The sequence below is a fragment of the Pandoraea eparura genome (assembly GCF_902459725.1).
Classification (GTDB): Bacteria; Pseudomonadota; Gammaproteobacteria; order Burkholderiales; family Burkholderiaceae; genus Pandoraea; species Pandoraea eparura.
In genome coordinates this window covers 608,477-625,544 of the sequence record NZ_CABPSH010000002.1, presented here as the reverse complement: position 1 = coordinate 625,544, position 17,068 = coordinate 608,477, and the positions used below count along the sequence as shown (strand labels likewise).

General features: G+C 63.5%; 13 protein-coding genes, 2 pseudogenes and 1 riboswitch. Of the genes and pseudogenes, 9 read left to right on the top strand and 6 right to left on the bottom strand.

Features of this window, described 5'->3' with window-relative positions:
• Positions 1-37 precede the first annotated feature (37 nt).
• Positions 38-356 (bottom strand): annotated as a pseudogene (locus PEP31012_RS23925) (4Fe-4S dicluster domain-containing protein); the annotation flags it as partial.
• Between the two features lie 172 nt (positions 357-528).
• Between PEP31012_RS23925 and PEP31012_RS07005 the strand changes: the two are divergent.
• Complete coding sequence (locus tag PEP31012_RS07005) at positions 529-1,488, top strand: GlxA family transcriptional regulator (RefSeq protein WP_150588590.1); 960 nt, start codon at positions 529-531, stop codon at positions 1,486-1,488.
• A 130-nt stretch (positions 1,489-1,618) separates the two neighbouring features.
• Here PEP31012_RS07005 and PEP31012_RS07000 read toward each other — a convergent pair whose 3' ends face one another.
• Both PEP31012_RS07000 and PEP31012_RS06995 read right to left on the bottom strand, forming a co-directional pair.
• Positions 1,619-1,933, bottom strand: coding sequence for a DMT family transporter (locus PEP31012_RS07000; protein WP_150588589.1), 315 nt, complete (start codon positions 1,931-1,933; stop codon positions 1,619-1,621).
• A 95-nt stretch (positions 1,934-2,028) separates the two neighbouring features.
• The gene (locus PEP31012_RS06995) at positions 2,029-3,015 is read right to left on the bottom strand and encodes an SLAC1 anion channel family protein (RefSeq protein WP_150588588.1); all 987 of its coding nucleotides are present in this window, start codon (positions 3,013-3,015) and stop codon (positions 2,029-2,031) included.
• Positions 3,016-3,327: 312 nt separating this feature from the next.
• Between PEP31012_RS06995 and PEP31012_RS06990 the strand changes: the two genes are divergently transcribed.
• From PEP31012_RS06990 to PEP31012_RS06975, 4 genes and pseudogenes are all read left to right on the top strand, one after another.
• Positions 3,328-5,316, top strand: coding sequence for an aconitase family protein (locus PEP31012_RS06990; RefSeq protein ID WP_150588587.1), 1,989 nt, complete (start codon positions 3,328-3,330; stop codon positions 5,314-5,316).
• Between the two features lie 164 nt (positions 5,317-5,480).
• Complete coding sequence (locus PEP31012_RS06985; protein WP_150588586.1) at positions 5,481-6,371, top strand: nickel/cobalt efflux protein RcnA; 891 nt, start codon at positions 5,481-5,483, stop codon at positions 6,369-6,371.
• A gap of 308 nt (positions 6,372-6,679) precedes the next feature.
• Positions 6,680-7,777: a saccharopine dehydrogenase family protein gene (locus tag PEP31012_RS06980; RefSeq protein ID WP_150588585.1), complete on the top strand. Its 1,098-nt coding sequence runs from the start codon at positions 6,680-6,682 to the stop codon at positions 7,775-7,777.
• 260 nt (positions 7,778-8,037) lie between these two features.
• Positions 8,038-9,195: pseudogene (locus tag PEP31012_RS06975) on the top strand (cysteine desulfurase family protein); the annotation flags it as partial.
• 51 nt (positions 9,196-9,246) lie between these two features.
• On the opposite strand, the gene PEP31012_RS06970 reads toward PEP31012_RS06975, so the two are convergent.
• Entirely contained in the window at positions 9,247-9,471 is a 225-nt protein-coding gene (locus tag PEP31012_RS06970) for a Rho GTPase-activating protein (protein ID WP_150588583.1), read from the bottom strand.
• A gap of 180 nt (positions 9,472-9,651) precedes the next feature.
• A riboswitch (Fluoride riboswitch) is annotated at positions 9,652-9,730 on the top strand.
• 127 nt (positions 9,731-9,857) lie between these two features.
• Here PEP31012_RS06970 and PEP31012_RS06965 point away from each other — a divergent pair.
• A complete protein-coding gene (locus tag PEP31012_RS06965; protein ID WP_150588582.1) occupies positions 9,858-11,198 on the top strand; it encodes a voltage-gated chloride channel family protein in 1,341 nt (446 codons plus the stop codon).
• Here PEP31012_RS06965 and PEP31012_RS06960 read toward each other — a convergent pair.
• On the bottom strand, positions 11,195-12,127 hold the full coding sequence (locus PEP31012_RS06960) for a DUF72 domain-containing protein (protein ID WP_150588581.1): 933 nt from the start codon (positions 12,125-12,127) through the stop codon (positions 11,195-11,197). The genes PEP31012_RS06965 and PEP31012_RS06960 overlap by 4 nt on opposite strands.
• Positions 12,128-12,293: 166 nt before the next feature.
• Between PEP31012_RS06960 and PEP31012_RS06955 the strand changes: the two genes are divergently transcribed.
• The 3 genes from PEP31012_RS06955 to PEP31012_RS24235 all read left to right on the top strand — a co-directional run bounded on the left by PEP31012_RS06955 (position 12,294) and on the right by PEP31012_RS24235 (position 15,550).
• Positions 12,294-14,378 (top strand): ATP-dependent helicase, encoded by a 2,085-nt coding sequence (locus PEP31012_RS06955; RefSeq protein WP_150588580.1) that lies wholly within the window; start codon positions 12,294-12,296, stop codon positions 14,376-14,378.
• Between the two features lie 497 nt (positions 14,379-14,875).
• On the top strand, positions 14,876-15,157 hold the full coding sequence (locus PEP31012_RS06950) for a DUF1653 domain-containing protein (RefSeq protein WP_150588579.1): 282 nt from the start codon (positions 14,876-14,878) through the stop codon (positions 15,155-15,157).
• Between the two features lie 222 nt (positions 15,158-15,379).
• The gene (locus tag PEP31012_RS24235) at positions 15,380-15,550 is read left to right on the top strand and encodes a DUF6726 family protein (RefSeq protein ID WP_315973487.1); all 171 of its coding nucleotides are present in this window, start codon (positions 15,380-15,382) and stop codon (positions 15,548-15,550) included.
• Positions 15,551-15,834: 284 nt separating this feature from the next.
• Here PEP31012_RS24235 and PEP31012_RS06940 read toward each other — a convergent pair whose 3' ends face one another.
• Positions 15,835-17,007: a lipase family protein gene (locus PEP31012_RS06940; RefSeq protein WP_150588577.1), complete on the bottom strand. Its 1,173-nt coding sequence runs from the start codon at positions 17,005-17,007 to the stop codon at positions 15,835-15,837.
• Positions 17,008-17,068: the final 61 nt, after the last annotated feature.

Here is a 17,068-nt window from a genome sequence, read left to right as displayed (position 1 = left end):
AAGTTACGCAGGATCGCAACGCCCCATACCCACCTCGCATATTCGGCTCATTCGGACATGCGTCACCCTCCGGAGTTACCAAAACGATGTTTTGCGTAGGGTCCTTGGTATTGCATGGTTTACAGGGAACACAGATTTTCGCGTTGATGATGAGATGCTCATCCGCGTTGACGTCACGATCGAACTCATAAACGCTGGCCGAAAAAAACCGCCTTTCGGGTCCCGCAAACGTCTACAGATTGATTGCCATGGGCACCGGACGTAACCAGCTGAGTCAAATGCGAAGATTGGTTTTCCTCGTGGTTGGTATTGGGCAAGAACACAGAGGATCGTCTGTCGAACGTCAGATTCCCATCCCATTGACTTGCGACCCCGGAAACCCATAAGCCAGGCACGCTTCCATTTTCGGCCCATTTCGCAGCGACATATGCCGATCTCGGCCAGACTGCATGAATTCTCGGCCAGTTCCTGGCAAGCACCGGTCGCGACAACTACACTGTAATGTCATTGGGACAACAGGTCGTGGCCATGAAAGTTGCAGTGCTCACCTTTCCAAACGTGCAAATGCTGGACCTGGTCGGGCCGGTCGAAGTCTTTCACGAAGCGGCGCGGCAGGCCGGCGCGCCGTCCACCTATCAGTTCGAAATCGTCTCCACGACGTCTGGCGCATTGCTGGCATCGAACGGAATGCGGATCACCCCCGATGCGACGCTGGACACGAGCAGCGCGGATATCGATACGCTGTTGATTGCCGGCAGTCCATCGATGCAGCTTCTGGAGGACGATGCCGCGATCCGTCAATGGATATTGCGTTACGCGAAGACGGCGCGTCGTATCGGCTCGGTATGTTCGGGCGCCCTCCTTCTCGCGCGCGCAGGTTTGCTCGACGGGCGCAAGGCCACCACGCACTGGAACTACACGGCGCGCCTGAGCCGCCTGTACCCGAAAGTGAATGTCCAGCCGGACCAGATCTTCGTCCGGGACAACGGCATCTACACGTCGGCGGGCGTCACGGCGGGCCTGGACCTCGCATTGGCCCTCGTGGAGGAAGACCTGGGGCGAGCCGTCGCCATGAAGGTCGCGCGACAGTTCGTCATGTTCCTCAAACGCCCCGGCGGACAGTCGCAGTTCAGTGCTTACCTGACCGCTCAAGCGTCGGAAAAGGACGCCATACGCGACGTCCAGGAGTGGGTGCTCCAGAATCTGACGCAAACGTTATCCGTCGAGGCACTCTCGGAGCGCGCCGGCATGAGTGCGCGGAATTTCGCGCGAATCTTCAAGCAGGAATGTGGCACGACTCCCGCGTCGTTTGTGGAAGACGCGCGCATCGATGCCGCGCGCAGGTTGCTTGAGGAAACCCAACATCCCCTGAAGAAAGTCGCGAGTCTGACGGGCTTTGCCGATCCGAACGGTCTGCGGCGCGCTTTCCTGCGCAAGTTGAGCGTCTCCCCAGTGGAGTATCGACGACGCTTCCGGCTTGCCGCATAGCTGGACCTGCGGCCATCTCCGTCACCAATGCGATTGGTGCGGCTCGTCACACCTCGACGCCTTGGGACGCGGCGTGCCCGTCATTCGGACAGCCGCGCAGATCCCTCATGACACGCAGCTAGGCGATTGCTCACGCTGTCACGCGCAAGCCGACGACGCCAGACAGGATGAACGCGATGCATGCCACTCGGGCCACCGATGCGGACTCGCCCAGGAAGATCATGCCGATGACGGCCGTGCCGGCCGCGCCAATGCCCGTCCAAACCGCATACGCGGTGCCCACCGGGAGCGATCGGAGCGACGTGCTCAGCAGCCAGATGCTGCCTAGCCCGGTGATGGCGGCATAAACGCTTGGCCAGAGCCGGCTGAATCCCGCCGACCATTTCATCCCGAAGGCGAAGGCAATTTCCAGAAGTCCAGCGACACTGAGCACGATCCAAGACATAGCGTATTACCGATGTGACATAGGGGGAGACGAAAAAGAAAACGCCCTCCGGTGAGAGGGCGCCCTGGCGGTGCCGGTCCGCTCAGCCAGTCTACTCATCCGACAAGGAGTCGATGAGTGAACAGGCGGTGCAACGTGCGCACGACGAGCACGAGGATGGTTACGCTCAGGAAGGCCAGGATGAGGCCGGCAAGCGCCTTGAGCACCCAGGTATCCGAGTACGCCGCGTACTTGATGGCCGCATTGGACAGCGCCGCGATCGGGAAGCTGATGGCCCACCACGAGGCAGCGAAGGGGATCGACCGTCGGAAGACCTTGAACGAGAGCGAGATGAACAGGAACAGGCCGAAGTAAAAGAGCAGGCCGGCAAACATGTCCACATGGTGGGTGACGTTCACGTAGGCCAGGAAGCCCACCTCGAACGGCGCAATCATGATGATCAGCGACGGCACCATGCCGGCGGGCAGCGGTTCATGATGCACCACGCGCGAGAAGATCATCGTGAAGAACACCAGCGCCATCATCGTGCCGATCGCTATTGCGAACATGTTGAGCTCGTGCGCCCACGCCATCGGCATCGTGCCACCGGCCACGGCGATATCGAGTGTGGCAACGCCGGGAATCAGCCACGCCGGCGCCGCGTGGGCCGGATCCTCCTTGCCTCGGAAGAGCCGACCCGCAATGACGAAGGCCAGACCGATCGTCAGAATCGAACCGAGGGTCCAGACCACTTCGCCGAGCGTCGCGCTGTAGAAACCGATGACTGACGAAAGCAGCAGCACGGCAATCGTGACGGTGCCGAAGAAGTTGCCCGCGACGGGGTGATTGAATTCCGCTTTGACGACGGCGGGGTACCGCGCCCACTTCATGGCGTAACCAATTGCCAGAACCAGGAACGTGAGGATGGCGATGAGGCCAATCCCCTCGGCGATCTCCACATCGGCGCCGAAGAGCTGATGTGCGCCACGCCACGCAAGCGACAGTCCGGAAATACCCATGACTGACGCAAACAAATTGACGGGAAGGTGCTTTACCGAACTACGCGGCTGACCATAGTGCGTAGTGGTAGTGGCATGACTCATGATTTCCTCACTGACTTTCTGTCGTACGCCGGTGCCGCAGTGGCAAGCCGGCTCGCTGGAGCGAAGCGTCGCTCGCGCCGTGAGGAAATTATGGGATGCGGTGCCCAAGACCGAAAGTGATGTTACGCGGCAATTCCTGCCAACGATGTGGCAAACATTGCCATCTGCGGGGAAAGGCGCGCCAGCAGTGCGCCGCAGACGCCTTGCGCCTGCCAATGCCGGGGGCATCGCAAATCGGGATGGCGACCTGCATGAATCGGCACTTCAGGATCGTGTGAGCGTTCGGTACATTTTCGGAACCAGGAGCGCAGCATGACCGAACTTCACATCCCCGGCCGCATTCTCTTTCTCAGCGATGACCCCGATACGATCGACGCGCAGCTTCAAGGGCGTGCATTGACTCTGGCGCAGGCGGGGTCGATGCGCAACGACGTGTCGACCGACGAAATCACGCCGATTCCGGTGCTGACGTATTACGACGACCGTCTGGGACGCTATCCCTACGTCGGCCTGAAGGCCGGAGATCGGACACCGATCGGCACGGACAGCGTGAAGCTCGGCGGATTCAGTGTGACGGTCGCTGGCAAACGTTACGGAAAAGGCTCCTCGCGCGAGCACAGTCCGGTCGCGGAACGCCGGGCGGGGATCGTTCTGGTCATCGCGGAAAGCTTCGAGCGTATCTATCGGCAAAACGCCGATAACGTCGGCCTGTTCACCTCGACGGACTTCGGACTGATCGACCGGATCCAGCGGGGCGAGGCAATCGACATCGAAGAACTGGTGGCGCCGCGTGACACGCTCGCTGCCGCGATTCTGAGGCACGGCGGCCTGCTCAAGTACGGCCAGGCGCGCATGCGCGACGTTCGCCCGTCCGCCATGGCGAACACGTCGCCCCGGCCGCAGACCCTCGCGGAAAAGATTCTGTCGCGTCATCTCGTCGTGACCGACGATGTCGATGGCGGTCTGCAATCGGGCGCCGGCGGCTTCGTGAAGGCCGACTGGCGCTTCATCCACGAGTACTACACCGGCATGTGTGCGCACATGCTGCATGCGGCATTCGGGCGACCGACCGTGCTCCATGAGCCGCAGTCGATCATCGCCTTCGAAGATCATCTCTCGTATTCGAATCGTAGCCCGGTGCATGGCAAGGACGGGCTGATGACCGGCGTGTACCACTTGTCCAGCGCGCATCGCGACTTCGTTCGCGAGTATGGCATTCGCAACCATGGCTACCTCGGCGACGCCGATGTGGCTCACGGGAAAGGGTCCGAAGGCATCTCGCATGCCGTCATGGCCGAGAGCTACGCATTGCCGGGTCAGGTTTTGGTCGGTACGGACTCCCACACACCGCATAGCGGTGCGGTGGGTTGCGTGGCGTTCGGCGTGGGAACGACGGACATGGCCAACAGTATGGTCACCGGCGCGGTGCGGTTGACGGTGCCCGAGTCGCTGCGCATCGACCTCGTGGGCAGGATTCCCGCCGGTGTGACGGCAAAGGACATCGTGCTCGACCTGCTCGCGCAGCCACGCATCAAGGCAGGCGCGGGCGTGGGCCGGGTCTTCGAGTTCGCGGGAGAGGCGATCCGGCAGTTGTCGACAGACGAGCGTGCGACGCTGACCAACATGACCGCCGAACTGGGCGGATTTACCGGCATCGTTGCCCCGGACGAGGAAACGGTTCGTTTCCTGCGCGAACGCCGAGGCGTGACGTTCGTTATCGAAGACTGGATGCACAGCGATGAGGGCGCGGTCTACGCGGAAGTCATTCGCATCGATTGCAGTGTTGTCGTCCCGATGGTGGCGCGGCCGGGCGACCCGGGAAACGGTGTGCCGATCACCGACGTCACCGAAGGACCGATCCGCTTCGATATCGCCTATGGCGGATCTTGCACGGCCGGCAAGCGCGAAGATTTCGACGAATACCATTCGGTCCTGTCATGGGCGGCGGCGCGCGGACTGAAGGTGCCCTCGCACGTGAAGTTGTATCTGCAGTTCGGGACCGTCGCCGTTCGAGACTACTGTGAGCGTCGTGGCTATCTGGAAGCGTTTGAAGCGGTCGGCGCGGAATTGTTGCAGCCTGCATGCGGCGCGTGTGCGAACTGTGGCCCGGGGTCGTCGACGCACGCCGACCAGGTGACGATCAGTGCCATCAACCGGAATTTCCCAGGGCGCTCCGGACCCGGCAAGGTATGGCTGGCCAGTCCGCCGACGGTCGCTGCGAGTGCAATTGCCGGTGAGCTGGTGTCGTTTGAGGAATTGCAACGACGGTTCGGTAATCGCGCGTCAGACGCGCAGTGTTGATCTGCGCCGCCGAGGGCATTCGTTTCGTCGACGTCCACTGAGCAATCCCCGCTTCTTGCGAGGACTTGAGGCATTTGTGTCGCGAGAAATGTGCAAATGATCGTAGTGCAAATATACTGGGGTGGAGTATATTTGCGCCATCGACACTTTGCACCTTCTCCGTCATGGCCGACTTCGCCAACCTACTTCAGCAGGGAAACGCCTGGCTGTTCATCCCAAGCGCCATCCTGCTGGGAGCGCTCCACGGGCTTGAGCCAGGTCATTCCAAGACGATGATGGCCGCGTTCATCGTGGCCATTCGTGGCACCGTCGGGCAAGCGGTGTTGCTTGGTCTGTCCGCGACGGTGTCGCATACGGCAGTCGTTTGGGCCGTGGCGTTGGCCGGGTTGTACCTCGGTCGGAATTGGAATGCCGAAGCGACCGAACCGTACTTCCAGGTGGCATCTGCGGTGCTGATCATCGCCGTCGTCTGCTGGATGATCTGGCGCACCTGGCGCGACCAGCATCACCATGTTCACGACCATGACCATGACCATGACCATGACCATGACCATGACCATGACCATGACCATGACCATGACCACGGCCACGGCCACGGCCACGGCCACACCCATGGCCACACCCATGGCCACACCCATGGGCATGACGGCCTCGACGTTTCCTCCGACGAGTATCAGGATGCCCACGAGCGGGCTCACGCCAACGATATCCGGCGCCGTTTCGCGAATCGCGAGGTCACGACCGGACAGATCGTCATGTTCGGTCTTACAGGGGGACTCGTGCCGTGCCCGGCGTCCTTCACGGTGCTGCTGCTTTGTCTTCAACTCAAGAAGTTCGCGCTCGGGGCGGGGCTGGTGTTGTGCTTCAGTATCGGACTGGCGCTCACCATGGTGGCCTCCGGCACGCTTGCCGCGCTCAGCGTCAAACACGTGTCCAGGCGTTGGAGCGGCTTCGGTGAGTTTGCGCGCAAGGCCCCCTACTTTTCCAGCGCCCTGATCGTGATGGTCGGTTTGTACGTGGGCTACCAGGGATATCTTGGCCTGACGACGAACTGACGTCGCATTTGCCGGTGACAGGCGAGCCTGACTCGCCCGCCAGCGCCTTCCTTCCCACTTCGTGCGCGACGTCGATCGCGAGACAGCCGGGCCAACTGGCATCTCTCGCGGCGAGGGCTCATAGAATCGAAGTTCGTCATGAGGTTCGTCGTTTCGACGATAAATTGATGATTTTCGGCGAATTGACGCTACATTTCATCCGACTCTCTCCCTAGAATGGTGATAGCGGTGCTTGCATGAACGCCGATGTCACAGACTCGACGTGCTGCCAGCCCAATCGTTCGACGTTTCGATTCGAGGGGGAGACCATGAAGAAGATCGCCTTGCTTGGCGCGGGACACATCGGCCAGACCATCGCGCGCCTGTTGCACGATAGCGGCGACTATCGGGTGACGGTTTTCGACCGCAATGCACAGGCGGCGGCAGTGGTGCGCGACTATGCCCATGCGTTCGTCGAACTGACCGACTGCGACACCGGCACGCTGCAACAGGCCATCTCGGGCCACGACGCCGTCGTCAACGCGCTGCCCTACACCATGGCCACGAGCGCCGCGACGGCGGCCGTCGCGGCGGGATGCCACTACTTCGATCTGACCGAGGACGTGGCGGCGACGCACGCGATTCAGCAACTGGCCGAGGGCGCATCGACCGTGCTGATGCCGCAATGCGGCCTGGCCCCCGGCTTCATCGCCATCGCGGCACATCATCTCGCGGCCACCTTCGAACAGGTCGACTCCGTGAAGATGCGCGTCGGCGCGTTGCCGGCATTCCCCACCAACTCGTTGAAGTACAACCTGACGTGGAGCGTCGACGGGCTCATCAACGAGTACTGCCAGCCGTGCGAAGCGATTCGCGACGGGGTCAGGCTGAGCGTTCAGCCTCTGGAAGATCTGGAGCACTTCTCGCTGGATGGCGTGGAGTACGAAGCGTTCAATACGTCAGGCGGATTGGGCACGCTATGCGAAACCCTCAGCGGGCGTGTGCGCGATCTCGATTACAAGTCCGTGCGCTATCCGGGCCACGGCGCGTTGATGAAGGTGCTCCTCAACGAACTGCGCCTGAAAGAAGATCAGGAAACGATCAAGCGGATTCTCCGGCGCGCGGTGCCTAGCACGCTGCAGGACGTGGTGTTGATCTTCGTGGTCGTGAGCGGTCTGCGCGGTGGGGTGCTGACGCAGGAAGTCTTTGCGCGGAAGATCTTCGCCGAGCGCAACAACGGCCATAGTGCCAGCGCAATCCAGATCACCACGGCATCGGCCATCTGCGCGGCGCTCGACATGTTCTTCGGCGGGCAGTTGCCGCAACGCGGTTTTGTGCGTCAGGAACAGATTGCCCTGGCGGATTTCCTGGCCAATCGGTTCGGCCAGGTCTACGCACACTCGACGCATATCGAATCCCTGTCCTGACGTCAGAGAGGGATCGCCTCACAAAGAACACGACGACCCGACAGGGGCAGCCCACCCACCGCCTGCGCCGGGCGGCGGCCTTGATGTGACCGTGCGATTCCTTGCCAGTGAGGGGAATCGGTCGCGATCGGATGAAAATTCCTTATTTCGCCGAATTGCGGGAACAAATTTGCCTAAAACCGTCCGATTATGAGGAATTCCGCAAGCCTTTTCTCGTTTTCGCCGCGTACGATCGATGCACTTTTTATTCGGGGCCGATCATGCGCGAGACTTCACCACTTCACTACTTCGATTACGCTGCCACGACCCCCGCGGACACGGCGGTGATTGCGGCAATGGCCGATTGTCTCGGCGTGGACGGTGTCTTCGGCAATCCGGCGTCGAGTTCGCATGCGGCGGGCGTGAGTGCGCGTCGTCTCGTGGAGCGCTCGCGTGCCCAGGTCGCGGCACTCATCGGTGCCGAGGCGGCTGAGATCGTGTGGACGTCCGGCGCCACCGAGTCGAACAATCTCGCGCTCAAGGGATATGCCGAACGCGGGCAGGCGCGTGCGCACCTCATGACGAGTGTGCTCGAGCACAAGGCGATTCTCGATACGATGGCGTGTCTGGCATCGCGCGGCGTCTGCGTCACGTACCTGACGCCATCGGCCACCGGCGAGATCACCGCCGACGCCGTGGCAGCGGCGCTGCGTCCCGACACCGGCCTGGTGTCGCTCATGCTCGTCAACAACGAACTCGGCACACTGACCGACGTGACCGCTATTGCGAACGTGGTGCACGCGGCCGGGGCGCTGCTGCATGTCGACGCCGCGCAGGCGCTTGGCAAGACCCCCATCGATGTCAAGGCGATGGGCATCGACCTGATGTCGATGTCTGCGCACAAGGTCTACGGCCCCAAGGGCATTGGCGCGCTATACGTTCGTCAGGACGTGATGGCGCGCATCGCCCCGCAGATGCACGGCGGCGGCCATGAGCGAGGCTTGCGCTCCGGCACGCTGGCGACCCATCAGATCGTCGGCATGGGCACGGCGTGCGAACTCGCCATGCAGGCCATGACGACGGACAACGCGCGTATCGCACAACTGAGTCGCCGTTTCCTCGACGGGGTGGTGAGGCTCGATGGCGTCGTGCATAACGCCGCGACGGCGCAGCGCATTCCTCACACGCTGAGCTTGACGGTCCAGCATCCGGGTTTCGCCACGTTCATGCTCAACGGCAATCTGGCGGTGTCGTCGACGTCCGCCTGCAACTCGGCGTCCGGGCAGCCGTCGCATGTGCTGAGCGCCATCGGGCTCGACAACGAAGCCGCGAGCCGCACGGTGCGTGTGAGCCTCGGACGCTTTACGACCGAAGCGTCGGTCGATTTCGCCATGGCGTGCTTCGAGCGCGTCGTCGGTCAGTGCCGGGCGTTGGCGGCCTGAGGGTGCGTGTGCCGAACAAGCGGTGACGCGGGCGAACGCGTCGGCGAGTCAATACGACCCGGTCGGCTGCGACAGGTCGTGATGCCAGGCAGCGTCCCAGTCGTTGTCACGGAGGTAGGGCTTGGCATCGAGCCTGGCGATGCGCGCAAGGATTCGCTGCGCCGTCGGCGTCGCGCGCAGCAACGCAAGGGTGGTGTCGTCGAGACGGGCGATGGGGTCCGCCACCGAGCTGCCGGCTTCGCGGACTGCCCGCTCAGGATCGTAGCTGTCCATCAAGTGCAGAAGTTTGATCGCCCGCTCGCGAAATCCGTGAACCGGATACCGATTCTAGCGACATGCGTGGCGGCCAAACGTCAATGGGCTGATTTATCGGAATGCGCCGATCCGGTTTGGCATTCCGGCGCATCGGATGTCATGCATTGTGAGGGTTCGCGCTTCCTGATAGCATGTCGGCGGCTCCACGGAGATGGCATACCTCCGGCGATCGTTTCGCAAACCGCCCCTCCCCGGGGCTGATGATGCCTGCAAGGTCCTGGCGTGCCGGGAGGTTGCGGGCTATGCGTGCGAGCGTTTCTCACGTTCCCTTTGGCTCTGCGTCTCATTCCCGGCAGTGTTCAGGCAATTTGTCGACGGCGTCGCTCGTCCCCGTGTTTGACACCATGAAGAAGATCTTTCAAGACTCTCCCTTGCGCGACGTGTTCGGCGTATTGCCGCGCGCCGCCCGTGCCAGCTCGCTCGCGGCGCTCGTCGGCGTCATGGCCGGCACTGCGTCGGCATTCTTTCTCGTGGCGCTGGACCTCGCGACCGAGACTCGACTGGTTCACCCATGGCTGCTTGGGCTGCTGCCTGTTGCCGGCTTCGCCGTGGGCTGGCTTTATCTGCGGCTCGGCGCCAGTGTCGAGGCCGGCAACAATCTGTTGATCGACGAGATTCACGATCCGCGGCGCGTCGTGCCGTTGCGCATGGCGCCGCTGGTGCTGTTCGGCACGGTCGTCACGCATCTGGTCGGCGGGTCCGCCGGGCGCGAAGGCACGGCCGTGCAGATGGGCGGCGCGTTGGCCGATCAGCTCACCCACGTCTTCCGCCTGTCCGGCGAACAGCGTCGTGTGCTACTGATGTCGGGCATCGCCGCAGGCTTCGCCTCGGTTTTCGGCACGCCGCTCGCGGGCGCCGTGTTCGGTCTGGAGGTGCTAGCCATCGGACGCCTGCGCTACGATGCCCTGTTGCCGTGCGTCGTCGCGGCGCTCGTGGGCGATGCCGTCACTCGCGCCTGGGGGGTGCATCACACCGCGTACACGATCGCGCCGGGCGCGTTTGCCGCATCGATGTCGATCACGGGCGCACTCAGCGCCGCGGTCGCCGGCGTGCTGTGCGGACTCGTCGGGATGGCCTTCGCACAGGCCACGCATGCGACGTCGGCCTTCATGAAGCGCCGCATCGCCTACGCGCCGCTGCGGCCATTCGCCGGGGGCCTGCTCGTTGCCGTGGCGGCCACGGTGCTGGGCACGCCGCAGTATCTCGGGTTGGGCATTCCGACCATCGTCGACGCGTTTCATACGTCGTTGCCGTGGTACGACTTCCTTGGCAAGGCGGCCTTCACGGTCGTTACGCTCGGCTCGGGTTTCAAGGGCGGGGAAGTCACGCCGCTGTTCTACATCGGCGCGACGCTGGGCAACGCGCTGTCACATGTGTTGGCGTTGCCGGCGGCGGTGCTCGCGGGCGTCGGCTTTGTCGCGGTGTTTGCCGGGGCGGCCAACACCCCCATCGCCTCGACGTTGATGGCGATCGAAATCTTCGGCCCGCAGATCGGTGGCTACGCCGCGATTGCATGCGTGCTGGCGTATCTGTGCTCGGGACACACGGGCATCTACCGCGCGCAACGCGTCGGGCATGGCAAGCACGGTGCGGTGCCGGAAGGCGCAAGGCTCGGCGAACTGCCAGCATGGCGCAAGACGCTCAAGGCAAGCGCCCGGCCAACCGACGACACGCACCGTCCCTAAGCGATGCCGCGCGCAAGCGTCGTGAGCGTGCGCGCGAACGCCGACGCGTTCTTCATCCCCTGATCTTCGTGGTTCGTATTGAAGAGGACGTGCGTGTCGTCGACGGTCGCGGCCAGTCGCTCGACACGCGCCGAGATGTCGATCAACTCGCTCGCGCTGTACTCGTAGACGAAGCGTCCCGACGAGGCCGCGACGCCTCGCTGGTTCCATGCAGCGGCGTTGCGGCCGTGCAGACGAACGACGCACAGGTCGTCACGCGTTCTCGCCCAGACGGCGGGCACCGTGTTGTCGAATCCGCCCGGACTGTCGACGACGGTGTGTGCCGCCCCCGTCTCGCGCAGCATGGCCAGCGTGGCGGCTTCGCGCGAGGGCGTGTCGAACCAGCTACGGTGTCGAAACTCGACGGCGTGCCGCTCGCCATCAAGCCGGCGCGCGGTCTCGAAGACCAGCGCCCGCCCGGCGCGGTCATTCTGTACGCGCGGTGAGAACTGGAAGTGGATCGCCGCGAGTTGCCCGCCCTGGCGCAGCGGCTCGATGGCTTCGAGATAGCGGCGCCAGAGTTCGTCGCGAACGTCGGCGGGGAGGTCGTGCGCGGCGAGCGCGATGTTCGGCGCTGACGGTGCCTCGTCCCCCGTGCCGAGCGCCTGCGCGATATCGCGCGGAAGTGCCGCGAGCGGCGTCGTATGACCGGTGAACGCGCGAAATGCCTTGATGTGAAAGCGAAACGTCGGCGGCGTGCGTTGCGTCCAGCGCCATGCCACGGCGGCGTCGGGCAGGCGGTAGAAGCTGCTGTCGACCTCGACCAGATCGAACTGCGATGCGTAATGACGCAACCGCGCCTCGGGCGTCTCGACGCCCGGCGGGTAGAAGCGACCGCACGCGATGAGCGTCGGGTCGGTCCAGGACGAGGTGCCGGTGCGAATCGTCATGCGGTAGGTCAGTGGGCCGTCGGCAGGGCGACAGCCGGAATTCGGCGCAATGTCTGAAGGGGCTCGATGGGCGTTGAAGCCGTCGTTATAATGTATAAATATACAGTACTTGATGAGCGTACTTGCGGGCCATGGCCTGCCTTTTCGTGGCGCTCCCAGATCTCGCATGTCCGACCAGACGACTGCTCCCGCCCGCGATCCGTGGGCTGAACTCAACGACCGCCAGCGCGAGGCCGTCGACTACGGCGTGGGCGACGACGGCGCGCCCGGCGGGCCGCTGCTCGTGATCGCCGGCGCGGGCTCGGGCAAGACCAGCACGCTCGCGCATCGCGTGGCCAACCTCATCGTGCGCGGGGCCGACCCCAACCGCATCCTGCTGCTCACCTTCTCGCGTCGTGCCGCTGGCGAGATGGAGCGACGCGTGGGCGCGGTGCTGCAAAAGGTGCTGGGGCTGGCGTCGTCGCAGCCCCCGTCGCTGCCGTGGGCCGGCACGTTTCACGCGATCGGTGCGCGCCTGCTGCGCGACGTCGCAACGCGCATCGGCCTGTCGGAAGCGTTTACCATTCACGACCGGAGCGATGCCGAGGATCTGCTGGGCCTCGCGCGCCACGACCTCGGATTTTCCGCCACTCAGTCGCGCTTCCCGCTCAAGGGCACATGCCTTTCGATCTATTCGCGTGTCGTGAACAGTCAGGCGCCGCTCGCCGAAGTTCTCGCGAAGCACTTTCCCTGGTGCGCGCAATGGGAGCCCCAACTCAAGACGCTCTTCGGCGCCTATGTCGATGCGAAGCAGGCGCAGCACGTCCTGGATTACGACGACCTGTTGCTGTACTGGGCCGAGACGATGAGCGCGCCGGAACTCGCGCGTGAACTGGGCGGGCGCTTCGATCATGTGCTCGTCGACGAATACCAGGACACCAATCGACTTCAGGCGCAGATTCTGCGCGCGATGAAGCCCGACGGGCGAGGCCTCACCGTGGTGGGGGACGACGCACAGTCGATTTATGCCTTCCGCGCGGCCACGATCCGCAACATCCTCGACTTCCCCGCGCAGTTTTCCGAGCCCGCGCATGTGGTCACGCTCGAGCGCAACTACCGTTCGACCCAACCGATTCTCGATGCGTCGAATGCCGTCATCGCCGAATCGAGCGAGCGCTACGCGAAGGCGCTGTGGACCGATCGGCGCTCGACGCGTCTGCCGCAACTCGTCAATGTGAGCGATGAGACAGGGCAGGCGCGCTGGGTCGCGGATCAGGTATTGGCGCAGCGCGAGACCGGTACCCGATTGATGCAACAGGCGGTGCTGTTTCGCACGGGGAGCCACAGCGCAGCGCTGGAACTGGAACTCACGCGCCGAAATATCCCGTTCGTGAAATTCGGTGGCTTGAAGTTTCTCGAGGCGGCGCACGTCAAGGATATGTTGTCGATCCTGCGTTGGGCGCACAACCCGGCCAGCCGCTTGTCGGGATTTCGTGTGGCTCAGTTGATCCCTGGGATCGGTCCCGTGAGTGCGACGCGGCTGCTCGACGCCATGTCGGCATCCGCCACGCCCGCGCAGGGGCTCGTGGACTTCAAGCCGCCGTCGGCGGCCGCTGCCGATTGGCGCGCGTTCGTCGACGTCTTCGTCGCGTTGCACGACGCGCGTCTGGCATGGCCCGCCGATGTCGATCTGGCGCTGCGCTGGTATGCGCCGTTGCTCACGCAACGCTTCGACGACGCGGCTGTGCGCCAGGCCGATCTCGAACAGCTGGCCCGCATTGCGGGCACGTACGGCTCGCGTGAGCAGTTCCTGACCGAGCTGACGCTCGATCCGCCCGACGCCACGAGTGCGCAATCCGGCCCGCCGTTGCTCGACGAAGACTATCTGATTCTGTCGACCATCCACAGCGCGAAAGGACAGGAGTGGCACTCGGTCTACGTGCTCAATGTCGTCGACGGCTGCATTCCGTCGGACATGAGCACGGGCGACGACGAGGACATCGAAGAAGAGCGGCGGCTGTTGTACGTGGCGATGACGCGTGCAAAGGAATCGCTTCAGCTGGTTGTGCCGCAACGGTTCTACGTGCATCAGCAAACGGGAATGGGGGATCGTCACGTGTACGGTACGCGCAGCCGTTTCGTCTCCGACACAATGTTGCCGCTGTATGACATCTTCCCGAAGCCGTGCGAGTCAGACGCGCCGCAAGCGCCGGTCGGCGACGTGAGCGTGCATATCGACGTCGCCCGCAAGCTGCGCAATGCCTGGTCTTGAGATCGTGCGGCGAGACCCAGGCGCCCATGCGGCGGTTTGGAAAGGCGGCGATAGTCGCGTGCGTTGCGCGACCGTCTTTCACCACGTTTCGCAATGCCCGGTCTTGAGATCGTGTAGCGAGGCCCAGGCGCCCGTGCGGCGGTTTGGGAAGGCGGCGATAGTCGCGTGCGTTGCGCGGCCACGATTCTCCACATTGCCACCGGTCGCCCATCAGGTATAGTCGCCGCATCGGCGAGGGCGCGCGTCGGGCGGTTCGATCGATTGGCCGGTCGCCCGCTTCGTGGAAAAGCCATTTCATCATCACGATTCACATGGGAGCGATCGGGAGGGTGATCGCGTTGATCGTCAATCTCGACGAGGCGTTCCGTGGTGTTTCGGGGATCTCGCCCGCGCCGCTGGCGCAATTGGTGGAGATCGCGGTGCTGCACTGACGAGGAACTTCAGTGAGCGTTTTTTGCCGGATCGTATCCGGTTGTCGTCAGCAGGAGAGCAGAGAGATGGAATCGAATGTGTCCGCGCCGTCGGCGGAATCCACGCCGGAAATCGAGGCGTTCCGCCCGGGGGTCTATCGTCACTACAAAGGCAATTGTTATCTCGCGCTGGGCATCGCCCGTGCCGATGAAACCGACGAATCGGTGGTCGTCTACACGCGGCTGTACCCGCGCGACGGGCTACCCATGAGCACCCGCCTGCTGCGCATCTGGAATGAACCGGTGGTGACGGACAGTGGGCCTGTGCCGCGCTTCACGTACATCGGCCACACGACGCCTGCGACCTGAGCCCCGCCACAAAATACCGCTCGCATTGCGACGCCTTGCCTGGCACCCAACGAACGACCGGCATCCCCCTTATCAGGACACCTCCTCATGACGCTGCTCCCCCCGATGCCCGACCCGGCCATTGACGCTTCGCCGACTCGCCCGATCACGGATGATGGGGCGGATGCTCGCGCCCTCGACGTGGGTGATGCGCCATTGACATCGAAGCCTGCGCCGCGCAATCTGCGCCGGTGGTGGGCGCTGTTCGCGATTCTTCCATTCGTGACGTCGGTGTCGGGGTGTGGATTGATGGCCGCGCCGTGCCGGGTGGCGTCGGCGGGACTGAAGATCATTCCGGGGGTCGGCGGCGTGCTGGCCACGCCGACAGACGCGTGCGCCGCCGCGATCGATTGATCGCCCTGAGGCCGTCCGGGGCGCGCCGACGGCCACAAAATTTCCTGCTGCATAAAAAAAGAAAGCCCGCGCGTTGCGGGCTTAATCCATATCAGGAGGAGACATGGAGGAGACGAGTTCAGTATAGGACGACGTGTTGCGATGCACCATATGTAGTTTTACGTAGTTACCCGCACGTTGCGGACATGCAACACGTGGCAATTCCATAAAAATCAGTGGCTTATGTTGTGTCGTCGCTAGTCTCTCATCGTGTTCTGTTTCGAGATTTCGAGGTGTCCCTCTAATTATTGTGCATGCGCACGCTTTCTCGTCGACATGAGGTCGAGGACGAACGGCACCGAATCGCGCAGTGAGGGATTGACCGTCGCATCGTGATCGAGCCCCTCGTAGGTGCGCACCACGGTGGGCGTGCCCGCTTGGGTCACATCGCGCGCAAACGCTTGTTGCATGATGACCGGCACGTCGATGTCGTTCATGCCCATGCCGATGAAGACCGGATGCCGGATGTGCAGCGTTGGGTAGCGCAGTGACGGTGTCTGGTTGTCGAGCAGCTGCTGGATATCCGGCTGCATGCTGTTGCCCGCATTCAGGCCGGCGGCCGTGGAGTGAGCGGTCAACTCGTCGATGCAAAGCGTGCGGGCTTCGTTCAACACCGGCAAGGCCTGCGGCGAAAAGTACCGCGATGGCTGCATCGTCGGATCGCGGTCGGCCGCCGACAGGAACAGGTACATCGCATACGGAATCTTCGGGTCCGGTGCGCCCGGATCAGGTTGGCTCGCGAACAACATGGCGGCCGACGTCTGGGCGTTGAAATATGGCGTGCCCGTGAGCACGGTCGCGATCACCTTGACGTCGGGCGCGTACTGCGGCTGATAACCCGCCGCCGAGAATGCCGCATGCGCGCCCTGCGATTGGCCGACGAGGACGACGCGGTTCTGCAACGGGAACACGCTGCGCGCGGCGAGCAGGCTGTCGAGCACGCTGTACGCTTGTGCGCGCGAATTCAGATAGTGATGCAGCCCCGGCGAGCCCAGGCCCGCGTAGTCGGGGGCCACGATGGCGAAGCCGAGCGAGAGCCATGTGCCCAGATATTGAATGTCGCGCTGGCTGCGCACATTGAGCGACGGGGCACACGCGCTGGCGACCCCCACCGTGCCATGTGCCCAGACGACGACCGGCCAGCCGCCGGGCGGCGTCGGTCCCTTGGGCAGGAAGACGGCGCCGGTGTCTTCGCGCGCTTCGATGCCGCTCACGCCATCGATGGAGCTGTAACGGATGCGGAATTGCTCGCCGGCTTCGGGTAGGCCGTGGTCGGCTTCGAGCGGCTGCCGGTCGACGATGACGCCGTGCGGAAGGGTGGCGGGAGCGGTGTCGGGCGTGATCGCGTGGGCGGCGCGGCCGATGACCAGACTGGCAAACAGGGCGGCGCTGATGAAGCGCCACAGGCGATGGAACATGTTGAACTGTCCTCGTATCGAGTTGTGCTTCTGAAGCGCGCATGAGTGAAGTTCACGCGTC

Bases quoted from the DNA above. Each gene is read 5' to 3' on its own strand.
- PEP31012_RS07005 (WP_150588590.1), top strand. From the start codon at position 529: ATGAAAGTTGCAGTGCTCACCTTTCCAAACGTGCAAATGCTGGACCTG.
- PEP31012_RS07000 (WP_150588589.1), bottom strand. From the start codon at position 1,933: ATGTCTTGGATCGTGCTCAGTGTCGCTGGACTTCTGGAAATTGCCTTC.
- PEP31012_RS06995 (WP_150588588.1), bottom strand. From the start codon at position 3,015: ATGAGTCATGCCACTACCACTACGCACTATGGTCAGCCGCGTAGTTCG.
- PEP31012_RS06990 (WP_150588587.1), top strand. From the start codon at position 3,328: ATGACCGAACTTCACATCCCCGGCCGCATTCTCTTTCTCAGCGATGAC.
- PEP31012_RS06985 (WP_150588586.1), top strand. From the start codon at position 5,481: ATGGCCGACTTCGCCAACCTACTTCAGCAGGGAAACGCCTGGCTGTTC.
- PEP31012_RS06980 (WP_150588585.1), top strand. From the start codon at position 6,680: ATGAAGAAGATCGCCTTGCTTGGCGCGGGACACATCGGCCAGACCATC.
- PEP31012_RS06970 (WP_150588583.1), bottom strand. From the start codon at position 9,471: ATGGACAGCTACGATCCTGAGCGGGCAGTCCGCGAAGCCGGCAGCTCG.
- PEP31012_RS06965 (WP_150588582.1), top strand. From the start codon at position 9,858: ATGAAGAAGATCTTTCAAGACTCTCCCTTGCGCGACGTGTTCGGCGTA.
- PEP31012_RS06960 (WP_150588581.1), bottom strand. From the start codon at position 12,127: ATGACGATTCGCACCGGCACCTCGTCCTGGACCGACCCGACGCTCATC.
- PEP31012_RS06955 (WP_150588580.1), top strand. From the start codon at position 12,294: ATGTCCGACCAGACGACTGCTCCCGCCCGCGATCCGTGGGCTGAACTC.
- PEP31012_RS06950 (WP_150588579.1), top strand. From the start codon at position 14,876: ATGGAATCGAATGTGTCCGCGCCGTCGGCGGAATCCACGCCGGAAATC.
- PEP31012_RS06940 (WP_150588577.1), bottom strand. From the start codon at position 17,007: ATGTTCCATCGCCTGTGGCGCTTCATCAGCGCCGCCCTGTTTGCCAGT.